10 protein-coding genes and 1 other annotated feature are annotated in these 12498 nt (G+C 27.1%); of the genes, 9 read left to right on the top strand and 1 reads right to left on the bottom strand.

Annotated features, from left to right (window positions below):
* The first annotated feature begins 108 nt into the window (after window positions 1–108).
* The 8 genes from ilvA (at window position 109) to BN899_RS11905 (ending at window position 10476) form a co-directional block, all read left to right on the top strand.
* Window positions 109–1326 (top strand): threonine ammonia-lyase, encoded by a 1218-nt coding sequence (gene ilvA / locus BN899_RS11940; protein ID WP_042275683.1) that lies wholly within the window; start codon window positions 109–111, stop codon window positions 1324–1326.
* Between the two features lie 206 nt (window positions 1327–1532).
* Complete coding sequence (locus tag BN899_RS11935) at window positions 1533–1913, top strand: RidA family protein (protein ID WP_042275682.1); 381 nt, start codon at window positions 1533–1535, stop codon at window positions 1911–1913.
* 377 nt (window positions 1914–2290) lie between these two features.
* On the top strand, window positions 2291–2965 hold the full coding sequence (gene sdaAB / locus BN899_RS11930; protein ID WP_042275681.1) for an L-serine ammonia-lyase, iron-sulfur-dependent subunit beta: 675 nt from the start codon (window positions 2291–2293) through the stop codon (window positions 2963–2965).
* 21 nt (window positions 2966–2986) lie between these two features.
* The gene (gene sdaAA, locus BN899_RS11925; RefSeq protein WP_042275679.1) at window positions 2987–3865 is read left to right on the top strand and encodes an L-serine ammonia-lyase, iron-sulfur-dependent, subunit alpha; all 879 of its coding nucleotides are present in this window, start codon (window positions 2987–2989) and stop codon (window positions 3863–3865) included.
* Window positions 3866–4055: 190 nt separating this feature from the next.
* A complete protein-coding gene (locus BN899_RS11920) occupies window positions 4056–5201 on the top strand; it encodes a hypothetical protein (protein ID WP_042275678.1) in 1146 nt (381 codons plus the stop codon).
* A 3-nt stretch (window positions 5202–5204) separates the two neighbouring features.
* A complete protein-coding gene (locus BN899_RS11915) occupies window positions 5205–6902 on the top strand; it encodes an Hsp70 family protein (protein WP_052356844.1) in 1698 nt (565 codons plus the stop codon).
* Window positions 6899–8506, top strand: coding sequence for a hypothetical protein (locus BN899_RS11910; RefSeq protein ID WP_042275676.1), 1608 nt, complete (start codon window positions 6899–6901; stop codon window positions 8504–8506). Before BN899_RS11915 ends, BN899_RS11910 begins: the two co-directional genes overlap by 4 nt.
* A gap of 2 nt (window positions 8507–8508) precedes the next feature.
* Window positions 8509–10476 carry an MBL fold metallo-hydrolase gene (locus BN899_RS11905; RefSeq protein ID WP_042275674.1) on the top strand — a complete coding sequence of 656 codons (1968 nt, stop codon included), beginning with the start codon at window positions 8509–8511 and terminating at the stop codon, window positions 10474–10476.
* Window positions 10477–10522: 46 nt separating this feature from the next.
* On the opposite strand, the gene BN899_RS11900 is transcribed toward BN899_RS11905, so the two are convergent.
* Window positions 10523–10768, bottom strand: coding sequence for a hypothetical protein (locus BN899_RS11900; RefSeq protein WP_042275673.1), 246 nt, complete (start codon window positions 10766–10768; stop codon window positions 10523–10525).
* 187 nt (window positions 10769–10955) lie between these two features.
* Window positions 10956–11167: a binding site (T-box leader), on the top strand.
* 238 nt (window positions 11168–11405) lie between these two features.
* Here BN899_RS11900 and argH point away from each other — a divergent pair.
* A partial coding sequence (gene argH / locus BN899_RS11895) for an argininosuccinate lyase (RefSeq protein ID WP_042275672.1) occupies window positions 11406–12498 on the top strand: 1093 nt, incomplete at its 3' end.

Raw genomic sequence — 12498 nt, 5'->3', positions numbered from 1 at the left:
AAAATAGCGTTTTCATGTTGATTTTTGTAAAAAAAGATTATAGAATATAGGTGTCAAGGAAAATAATATATAAAATACAAAATTTGTTCTACAGGGAGAGTTAAAATTATGACAAAGGTTACTTTACAAGATATAAATGAAGCTAGAGAAACAATCAAAGATATCGTTAAAAAAACAGATATATTAGAAAGTGTTAAACTTAGTCAAATGACTGGAGCAAATGTTTTCTATAAATGTGAAAATCTTCAAAAAACAGGTTCTTTTAAAGTAAGGGGTGCTTGTAATAAAATCGCAAATTTAACAGATGAAGAAAAGGCAAACGGTGTTATAGCATCAAGTGCAGGAAACCATGCACAAGGTGTTGCATTAGGTGCTAGGATGAGTGGAATAAAAGCAACAATAGTAATGCCAGCAACTGCACCACTTGCAAAAGTTACAGCGACCAAAGGATATGGGGCTGAAGTAGTATTAAACGGGTTAGTATATGATGATGCTTATGCAAAGGCTGTTGAAATACAAAAAGAAACTGGGGCTACATTCTTACATCCATTTAATGATAAGCATGTTATAGCAGGACAAGGAACTATGGCTCTTGAAATATTCGAACAATTAAATGAAAACGTTGACACAATACTTTGTCCAATTGGTGGAGGAGGTATAATAGCTGGTGTAGCTGTTGCTGCTAAAGCTTTAAATCCTAACGTAAAAATAATAGGGGTTCAAACAGCAAACATACCATCAATGCATGAATCGATGAAACAAGGTAAAGTAACTACAGCATTCAAAAATACTACAATAGCAGATGGTATAGCTGTTAAAACACCAGGGGATCTTACTTTTGACATAATAAAAGAATTAGTTGATGAAGTAGTTGTAGTAGAAGAAAATGAAATAGCTCAAGGTATGCTATTCTTAATGGAAAATCAAAAAGTTGTAGCTGAAGGTTCAGGAGCAGTAACTACAGCGGCTTTATTAAATAAAAAATATGTACCACAAGAAGGGGAAAATGTAGTTTGTATAATATCTGGAGGTAATGTGGATGTTAACACATTATACAGAGTAATAGGAGCTGCTTTAACTAAAGAAGGTAGAAGGTATTCATTTAACACAGTAATTCAAGATAAGCCAGGTGGACTTGCTGAATTAACTAAGATAATAAGTGAAAATGATGGAAATATATTAAGTGCAAATTTATCAAGATTAACAGTTGGTGGTAATTTAGGAGAACAAACAGCTGAGTTAACATTAGAAACATTTAACAATGAACATATAGCTAAATTAAAAGAAGCTATAACTAAAGGTGGATTTGAAATAATAGAAATGTAATAATTTTTTTAAAATACACAAGATAAATCTACAAAAAATATTAAAATATGTTAAAAAATGAAAATAAAATGTGGTATAAAAAATAATTATACTTTTTGTACCACATTTTAAAAAATATATATACATTAATGCATATATAATAGTATAATGGTATATGAAAACGTGTACTTTATATTAAAATATATATTTACTAGGAGGACTACAACATGAAACATCAAGTAATACATACAGATAATGCACCTAAAGCTATAGGACCATATTCTCAAGCTGTTAAAGCTGGAAATATGTTATTTGTATCTGGGCAAGTTCCATTTGTACCAGAAACTATGGAAATAGTTGAAGGAGATGTTAAAGCTCAAGCAGCTCAATCTTTAAAGAATGTTCAAGCTATATTAGCTGAAGCAGGATTAGATTTTTCACATGTAGTAAAATCTACAGTATTCATAAAAGATATGAATGAATTCGCACAAATAAATGAAGTTTATGCTGAATACTTCGGTGATAACAAGCCTGCTAGAGCTTGTGTAGAAGTTGCAAGACTTCCAAAAGACGTTAAAGTTGAAATAGAAGTAATTGCTGTAATATAATTCTTCTTAAGAAAAATAAAATGACCAGTAGCAAACTGGTCATTTTGTAATTATTTTCAGTGCATAAAATGTATGTGCAATCATTTTATTAATAATTTTATAAATATATCTAAATAGTTAAATAGTAAGATTTAATAAGTATTTACAAAATCTTATTTATATATATATAGTTTACAATTTATCTAAAATAATCAATGAATTATATGGCATCTTTAGATAGATACTATTTATGCAAAGTGAAATATAAATTATTTTATATTTAAAAATTTTGGGTATATAGATATCAATAAGACATCAAAGAATTATGCAATAATTAAATCTAAAAGGTATATTGAAATTAATAAGACATTTTTAAGACAAAAGAAAGAGGTAATATAATGGCTAAAGATTATAGTGTATTTGATATCGTAGGGCCTAATATGATAGGACCATCAAGTTCCCATACTGCGGGAGCTGCAAGACTTGGAAAAACTGCTTCGAAAATAGCAGGGAAATCTATAAAAGAAGTTAAATTCTATCTTCATGGATCTTTTGCTGAAACTTACAAAGGTCATGGTACAGATAAAGCATTAGTTGGAGGAATCTTAGGGTTTCAACCAGATGATGCTAGAATAAAAAACTCTTTTGAATTAGCTGAGCAAGCTGGAGTTAAGTTTGAGTTTATAAAAGCTAACTTAGGTGATGATGTGCATCCTAATACTGTTAAAATAGAAATGTTATTAGAAGACGGTACAATATCAACTGTAAAAGGTGCATCTATAGGTGGAGGAAACATAAAACTTACAGAGATGGACGGATTAGAATTAGACTTCAATGGAGCAAGAGCAGCTGTAGTTTTAGAAATAAAAGATATCCCTGGTGCAATATCATTTGTAACAGGATTACTTGCTCATAACAATAAAAATATAGCAACAATGTCAACAAACAAACCAGCTAAATCTGAATACACATTCTTAACCCTAGAGACAGATGATCAATTAGAAAGAGATTTAATAGATCAATTAAAGAAATTTGAAGTAGTAGCTAAGGTTGTAGTTTTAGACAAATTCTAATGAGTAAGGAGAGATAAAAAAATGAAATATAACTTCACAAGCGGAGCAGAATTATTAGAAAAATGTAATGAGCTTAAAATGCCAATACACCAAATATGTTTAGAGAGAGAAGCTGAACTTGCAGGATTATCTACTGAAGAAGTAAGAGAAAAAATGAGAGTTAGTTTAAATATAATGAAAGCAGCTATAGAGAAAGCCATAGAAGAAGATATAAAGTCTATGGGTGGACTTATAGGTGGAGAAGCTAAAAAGTTAACTAAATACAGAGGTTCATCTAGAACTGTATGTGGAGAATTAATGAATAAAGCTATGGCTGCTGCTATGGGTACTATGGAAGTTAATGCTTCTATGGGATTAATAGTTGCTGCACCAACAGCAGGATCTTGCGGTATACTTCCAGGAGCTGTTGTTACTATAGGTAAAGAATACGGATTTAACGATGAAGAAATGATAGACGCGTTATTCACTGCATCTGCAATAGGTGTTATAATAACTAGAAATGCTACAGTATCTGGAGCAGAAGGTGGATGTCAAGCTGAAACTGGAGCTGCTGCAGCAATGGCATCGGCTGGTGTAGTAGAGATGATGGGTGGTTCACCTGAGCAAGCTATACATGCTGCATCTCATTGTCTACAAAATGTTATGGGACTTGTATGTGACCCAATAGCAGGTTTAGTTGAAGCACCTTGTCAAGGAAGAAACGCAATAGGTGTAGCAAATGCTTTAATATCAGCAGAGTTATGCCTAGCTGGAATATTAAACATAATACCATTTGATGAAACAGTTGCTGCAATGTACAAAGTAGGTAAAGAACTTCCTATGGAGTTAAGAGAAACTGCATTAGGTGGAGTTGCTGCTACTTGTACAGGATGTTCTTTAACTACTAAAATATTTGGATAATACAAATAATTAGTTAAAAATAAATTAACACTTGAATATAATTAAGGAGTAGACGTTAATCTACTCCTTTTATTATTATAAATAAAAAGTTATTATAGGAAAAAAAGAAGGTATTTAAGGAAAAATATCGAAGTTTATTAGTTGGTAAACTTAATTAAGTAAAATAAAGTGCAGGTTGTGGGAGGTAAAATTGGGGAATTTAAAAATAGGAATAAAGGATGTAGTTAATGAATTAGGTATAAAAAATAATAGAAATGAATTTATAAATGAATTAACTGTATTTTTAAACTTAATTGCATTTGATAAAAGCTCAGGAGAATATTATGATGTAATGAGATTAAGGTTTTATGATTACATGGATAAATGGAATTTAGATATAGAAAAAAGCTTTTCTATAATAGCTAAATATGTAAAATCTCATAAATTGCCATATAAAATTGTTAAAGATGAAGGATTTGAAGGCATAAAAAGTGAAAAATTTATAATATCTATACTTATAGAATTATACCTTATGATGATTGTAGTAAATAATGATGAACCATCAAAAGAAAAATTAAAAGCATTTATGTATAGGGAATTTAATAAAAATAAAATTAATTTAGGTGAAAAAGATATAATTCTATCAGATTTTGATTATTTATTTAAAGATAAAAAACTATTTTTTATATGTAAAAAAGCCTTAGATGATAAGCAAAAAGAAATAAAATTAGCATTTGATGAAACTATAAAAGCTATAGAGAATAGAAATAATATAAAGTTAAAACTAAATTATATAATACATAAAAATAGCAACTCCGAGGAAAACGTAATCCTAAAAAGTAATGAAAAAACAGAAGAAATTGATAAATTGAAAGAACATATAGAAAAATTAAAAAAAGATATAGAATTAAATAATTTAATTATAAATGAGTATATTGATAAAGAAGTAAGCCTTAAAAATGAATTAAACAAACTACAGATAGAAAATATGGAACTAGTTGGATATGCTAAAGATCAATATTCAAAAGCTTTAATTGACTTAGTGCAAAATATGAATGATTCAACAAATGGTAATTTACTAGATAGACTTTATTGTTATTCAAAAGGTAAAGAAGAAGCTAATCTAATGTTTGTTGCAACTAATTTATTTAATGTGCTAAGAGAGATGGGAATTTTTCCGAGGGAAACAATAAAAGTGGGGGATAATGTAAAAGTAGAGGAGTATTCTTTTTATAATTATAGACTAAATAAAGATATATCAGATATTGACTCATGCGAAGGGAAAGTATTGTATCCAGCATGGTTTTACAATAATAAAGAAATATTAAAACCATATGTGAACATTAAGGGGGATTAAATTATGAATAGAGAATCAGGAAATGATATTTACTTTGGTATTGATTTAGGAACAACTAATACTGTAGTTTCAAAGGGAAATTTATTATTTAATGGATTGATACAGTCTCAGATTATACAAGTTATGCAAGTTGATGAAAATAAATCTCCGACAATGGAGTTTATATTACCTTCAGTATTATATGTTGATGAAAATGGAAAAGAGTATGTTGGTAAAATTGCTAAAGAAATAAAATCGAAAGCATCTAAAAAAGTTTTATATAATACGAAAAGGTATATAGGAACTAATAAAAAATGGTTATTAGGAAACTATGAATATAGTGCTAAAGATGTTGCAAAGCAAATCCTTAAAGCATGTAGAGACTCTATGAAAAGATATAATCAAGGAAATGATGTCGATAGTGTAACAATAACAGTGCCTGCATCATTTAATACAGATCAAATTAAGGATACAAAAGATGCAGCATTAGAAATCGGATTTAAAAATGTAAATCTTATACCAGAGCCTACATCAGCTCTTATCGATTTTATAAATGAACAAACAAATTTAATAGAAAGTCAAAGACAAGTTGATTTAAGTAAAAGCACTAGAATATTAGTATTTGATTTAGGAGGAGGTACATGCGACGTAGCTGTTGTAGATGTAATACAAAATGGAAGAAAAGTCGAATTTACTGAAGTTGCAATAGGTAGATATGATGAACTAGGAGGCATCGATTTTGATAACAAAGTTGCATTAGTTAAGCTAAACGAATTTTTAGAACGATATAATTTAAAATATAGTGAGCTAAATAAAGAAGATAGAGAAAATATGGTAAGGCATTTAAGAATATTTGCAGAAAAAGCAAAGGAAAGAATATCATCAGATGTAGAGATGAATTGCTATTTTGGAGAAAGTTTTGATCATTACATAATGGATTTTTATAAAGATGATCATGTTCAATTTTGCATAAATAAAGATGAGTATGATGATGCCATAAAAGAGTTTTTTATAAAGTCCACTCCAACTAATAAAAGGCTTGATGAAGAAGCTCAAAAGAATATAGTTGATCCTATATTAAATACATTAAGAGATTATGATATAAGTAAAGATAGTATAGATTATTTATTTTTAACAGGAGGAATGACAAAGTATCAGTTAGTAAGAGATAAAATAAAAAAAATATTAAATCTTGAAGATGAACAAGTTATAAACTCTGCAGACCCTCTAATATCAGTTGCAAAAGGGGCAGCCATATACGATTATTATGAAACTATAATAAATAGACCTAATTCTATAAATGAGATATCAAATAAAAATGCAGATATAAAGAAAAATAAAAAATTTGAATTAACAAGAGTGCTAGCAGAAGCTATAATGATCGATGTGAAACAAGGTCTGCCAGTAGTTATAATTAATTCGAATCAAGAAGTTCCATATGAAGGAAAGTTAGAAGGGGCGTTAAAAACTACAAGCCCATCGGGCGTGGAAATAAACCTTTATGCAGGAATAGACCAATATGATTCTAAAATGAGAATACAAAGAAAATATAAGGCCTATTTCAAGACTCCTAAAAAGCCAGGAACACCAATGGATATAAATTTTTCAATAGATAAAGACAAATATTTAAAATTATCAGTAGACGTAGATGGAGAAAAGATAGAATTAAAACAAGAGGTTGATTTAAAAGAAAAGAAATTATATAAGGGGGGATTTTTGTGATATTAAAAAGCTTAGAAGATTTAGAAAAATACAGAAATAATATGAGTATCTCAAAGCCTTCGGTTAGTTTAAGTGATATAAATGAGGTAAGTGAAGGCGGTGGAGAGAGTACTAATAATTGTAATAATAAATTATTTTATTGGAACTTTAAACCGTATTATATAGAAGAGTTATTGAGAGCTTATGAAAAGCTTACATTAGGGGGGATAAATCCAGGAAAATTACATGAGCTTGAGATGGATTTAAGATTTATTTCGCAAGATATGATAGATGAAAATACATGCCCTATAGAAGCCATATTATATGCATCAAAGACGATTAATAATATATTAATCAATAATAACTTATTAATAGAAACAATCGGAAATGTTATAGCAGAAATCTATAATAAAAATAAAGAGGAATATAAAGATACGATTAGATTTATATTATATGAATGGTCATGGTCAGCTCAGATTATGATATTAATAAATGCCTGTGGAAAAATAAATGATGCAGAGTTCTTAAGAATTATTTATGACAGACATACTAAAGGGGACACTAGACTACAAGCTTTGAAAGCTTTTATGAATAAAAATGATGATGTATGCATAGATTACGCTTTAAAACTAATAAGTATAACACAAGAATCAGATAATACAGAAGTACAGATGGCTAAATACTTTATACATAATTACACAAAAAGCTTTGGAAATAAAGCTATAGAAAAGGCAGAAAAGTATTTAGAAATACCAAGTATAAATAAAACTGCTAGAAAAATAATAAGTAGAACTATACCATCAGGAACTAAAGATGAATCTGTTACTTTAGATACTATGATAAAAAAAGCGAAGAATTGGGATGTAGAAAATGATTTTTATAGCTCGTTTGAAGGATGGATGAATAATAGCAACACTAGGAAAAATGCATTTTTAGCAATTAGATACTCTAATTCATTAAAAGTTGAAGATATGGTAATAGATATACTTAATAAATATTCATGCAACTCTATAGAAATAGGTACAGCATTAGTTACATTAGCACAATGGGGTTCTAGGAAAGGTTTGAGCCCTAGATTCTTAGAATTAATAAATAAAAATAAAAATGATATCACTAAAAAAGTATATTGCAGCGCAGCTATGTGTAGTTTAGGAGATGAAAAAAGTGCAATAGAGTTAATAAGAGAATTTTTAGAAGAAGATTATTATGAAAGTAGACAGGTATTTTCTATAATAAGAGATTGCGCATATAAAAGTAATCAACTTTTAAGATATGCAATAAAAACTATTTATGATGAATATCTAAACAGTAATGAAGAAGTAAAAATTATTAAGGCTATAAATGGAGCATATGAATTATGTGATAAGCCTAAATTTAATTTTAAAGATGTAGCCCTTTCATCTATAAAAAAGGCTATTGGCATAGACGGTAAATCTAATATAATTTATTCTGATAATATATATATGGCTTTAATAAGTTTAATAGAGAGATTACTTAATGATAAAAATAAAGATGAATTTATAGATATATTATTTTTTATAATTGAAAATGAAAAATGTAGCCCAAGGATAAAATTTAAGGCAATATCAATGCTTAAAAGATTGAAAGTAGATCCTCCAAAATAATTATGTATATATATAAAGATACTATAGTTAAAAAATCATATGTTGAAAAAATAGAAAAAGAAATAATTTATACAATGGAAAATTCTAAATATGATGATATAAAAAATATAAAAAAAGTCGATTACTTTATAGAGAATATATCTTATATTCAAAGGGGAAAGAAAGATTTTTTAGAAGTTTTAGCTTATACAAAGTATAAATTAGGCGAGTATTTATTATCTTTTCAATATGGATTAGAAAGTTCTTCTTTTAACAAAAATAGCTTGGGGATAATATATTCTGTATTATCGTTGTTACATTTAAACCTATATGAACAAGCAGAATATATGTTTAAAGAAAATAAAGAAATAATAATGGATATAATAAATTCAAATAAATGCGATATAGATGAATTTATAGATTTATTGATTTATTTTAGAATATCTTTAAATCCATCAGATGATTTAAATTATAAAATAGATAATATAAAAGATAAAAGAAAAAAATATTTATACATATTAGTTAATTTTATCGAGGAAATAAAAAATAATATAAATAAAGAAATAGAACAATCAAATGGCCTAGAAATAGAAAAATTATTGAAATCATATAAAGAATATTTGTATGAAACTATAAATATATTAAAAGAATTAAAATTAGAAGAATTAATTATCCTCTATAAATCCAAAATAGATAATTTTGATAATAAGGAATTATATAGCGAAGTATCATGTGATAATCTTCCTAAGTATATCTGTAAATCATTATTAGATATAATAGATTTACAAAATACAAATTATAATTATATACCTAATAAAATAGAAAAATATGAATTTAAAGATGACTTTATAAAAATTTTTAGCTATAAAGGAAAGTCTTTAGTTAGTATGCATATTTTAAAAATAAAAGATGAATACTTAATATTAGATTGTGGAGCAGAAATAATAAACTCAGAAATTAAAAAAATTAATATAGAAAAGTTTTTAAATGAAAATAATATTCCTAAACATAAAATAAAGTCATTAATAATAAGTCATGCTCATTTAGACCATTACGGGAGTTTAGACATTTTACAACCATATGTAAATGAAATTTATATGACTAAAGATACTCGCAATATTATTGATGTTGTATCAACAGGGTATGATATAGATTCTAATAAGCTAAAAATAAAAAAAGATAATGAACAGTTTATGATTAATGATTTTAAAATAACATTTTTTCCTTCTAATCATATAAAAGGTTCAGTTGGAGTTTGTATAGAATATGAAGGCAAAAGAATAATATATACAGGGGATTTTTCTTTTAATAGACAATCAACTACTAGATATATTGATGAAAAAAGCTTTGTTAAATTTGAAAATACAGATTATCTTATTATGGAAACTACATATGGAAATAAGAGAATTGCTTTGCCTTATAGATATAGTAAAAAATTATTTAATTATTTCACTAATTTATCTGTAAAAAACAAAAAAAAGGTGTTAATTCCATCTGCTACTATTGGAATAACACAAGAGTACTACGATTTAATAAAAAATAGTACAACAAAGGCAAATATTTTAATAGATGGTTTAGCTGTTAAAGTTAATAAATATTATAATGAAGTAGACAAAAAAAATAATATAAATAAAGAAATAGATTATAAAAAACATAAGTCTATTTATGAAAAATATTATGAAAACGATGTTATAATTGTAAGTGGTGGAATTTTAAATGATAAAAGTATATCAGAAAATTATTATAATCTAGTTTTAGAAGATAATGATATAGTAACTATTTTAAATTGTGGGTGTATGGATAGAGATATAATAAAAAAGAAGCTAAAGCCATATGACACTATCAAGGTGAATTTGATTGAAATAAGTTTATCATCACATGCTCAGTACGATGATTTAATAAAGACTGTGAATATAATAAAACCTAAAAATTTAATAACGGTACATGGAAATGGAATTAAATTGTATGATGACCTATGTAATAACATCTAATGAGAAATAAAAAAGCTTCTTATAATTTATAAGAAGCTTTTTTATTTTAGTAGTTTATACCTGCAGGTTTTATATTACTTTTATCGCTAGAACTGCAAGGAGTAACACCATAAACCATAAAGCAGTGTGGACACTTATCTACATGAGTTCTCATAGTAAATGATTTAGAACAATTAACACACTCTATTTCATGAGGAGTTCTTAAAGGAAACTCATCTTTACCTTTACTTCTAACTAAATCAACTACATTTTCACCATTATTTTTATCTGTATTAGAACATCCGCAACTCATAATAAATCCTCCTAAAAAATCTATGTATAATTTTATATATAAAATTATACATACCCTTTATATAAAAGTCTGTAACAAATGATACACTTGAATATTAAAAATTAAATTATAAAGAATAAAAATTAAAATATAAAAAATATATTGACTATTTTAAATTTTACGATTATAATATATGAAAATGAAAAATGAAAATCCGGTGAAAAAGAAAGTAAGTATAAAATAAGCTACAGCGAGTTAGGGTTGGTGTGAGCCTAATAGTAAAATTTATATTGAAGAGAGCTTTGGAGGAGAATGCTTGAAATATTAGTATGGCATTAGGTATATCTCGCCTTAAGAGATTAGAGTGGATAAGTTTTACTTATTAATTAGAGTGGTAACGCGGAATATTTCGTCTCTTGGTTTTATAACCAAGGGACTTTTTTAATATTTTAAACTACTTATTATATAAGCATTCTTATCAATAAGAGTGGTAACACGGATTGTAAATTCGCCTCTTGGTCTTTAGACCAAGAGGCTTTTTTATTTAAATTTTATTTGGAGTAGTAATTACGAATAAATTTGGAATTATAGCTTAATACTTACTATACTGGAAATAATATCTATATAAATTAAAAATATATAATACGAGGTGAATAACATGAAACTATGGGGTGGACGTTTTAGAAAAGAAGAAAATAAACTTATGGAGGAGTTTAATAAATCATTTGACTATGATAACGTTTTATATAAAAAAGACATAGAAGGGAGTATTGCTCATGTATATATGCAAGTTCATTGCAAGCTATTAACAGAAGAAGAGGGAATAGCTATAACAGATGGTTTAGTTGGCATATATAAAGATATTTTAAATGGTAAATTATTACTTGAAGGAAACTATGAAGATATACATAGTTTTATAGAAATAAATCTAATAAATAGAATTGGAGATTTAGGAAAAAAACTTCATACATGCAGAAGTAGAAATGACCAAGTTGCTACTGATATGAGATTATATGCTAAAGAAAAGGCGATTAATATAATCAATCTAATATCTAATTTAAAAAATACTATAAAAGAAGTGGCATATGAAAATCCAGTTATTATGCCAGGATATACTCATCTTCAAAGAGCTCAGGTAGTAACCTTTAAGCACCATTTAATGGCTTATTATAGCATGTTTGACAGAGATGAAAAAAGACTTAAAAATGCTTTAGAAATATTGGATGAATCTCCTTTAGGATGTGGTGCTTTAGCTGGAACTACTCATAGCATAGATAGAAATATAACTAAAGAAAAACTAGGATTTAAGAGAATTGTAGAAAACTATATAGATGGGGTCAGCGATAGAGATTACTTATTAGAATTAATGAGTAATTTTTCAATAATCATGATGCATTTAAGTAGATTAAGTGAAGAGTTAATATTATGGAGTAGTCAAGAATTCCAATTTGTAGAAATAGATGATTTATATACTACAGGAAGTAGTATAATGCCACAAAAGAAAAACCCTGATGGAGCAGAATTAATAAGAGGAAAAACAGGAAGAGTATATGGTAATCTTTTTGGACTTTTAACGGTTATGAAAGGCCTTCCGTTAGCTTATAACAAAGATATGCAAGAAGATAAAGAAGGATTTTTCGACAGTGTAAACACAATTGAAATGTGTGTTTCAATAATGGAAAAAATAATATATACTATTAAGGTTAATGAAGATAAAATGAAAGAAGCTGTTAAATCTGGATTTTTAAATG

This window comes from Faecalimicrobium dakarense (assembly GCF_000499525.1).
Lineage (GTDB): Bacteria > Bacillota > Clostridia > Peptostreptococcales > Peptostreptococcaceae > Faecalimicrobium > Faecalimicrobium dakarense.
This window is presented reverse-complemented; position numbering and strand designations above follow the sequence as displayed.

Excerpts from the sequence above, each read along its gene's own strand:
- ilvA (WP_042275683.1), top strand. The coding sequence starts at position 109 with ATGACAAAGGTTACTTTACAAGATATAAATGAAGCTAGAGAAACAATC.
- BN899_RS11935 (WP_042275682.1), top strand. The coding sequence starts at position 1,533 with ATGAAACATCAAGTAATACATACAGATAATGCACCTAAAGCTATAGGA.
- sdaAB (WP_042275681.1), top strand. The coding sequence starts at position 2,291 with ATGGCTAAAGATTATAGTGTATTTGATATCGTAGGGCCTAATATGATA.
- sdaAA (WP_042275679.1), top strand. The coding sequence starts at position 2,987 with ATGAAATATAACTTCACAAGCGGAGCAGAATTATTAGAAAAATGTAAT.
- BN899_RS11915 (WP_052356844.1), top strand. The coding sequence starts at position 5,205 with ATGAATAGAGAATCAGGAAATGATATTTACTTTGGTATTGATTTAGGA.
- BN899_RS11905 (WP_042275674.1), top strand. The coding sequence starts at position 8,509 with ATGTATATATATAAAGATACTATAGTTAAAAAATCATATGTTGAAAAA.
- BN899_RS11900 (WP_042275673.1), bottom strand. The coding sequence starts at position 10,768 with ATGAGTTGCGGATGTTCTAATACAGATAAAAATAATGGTGAAAATGTA.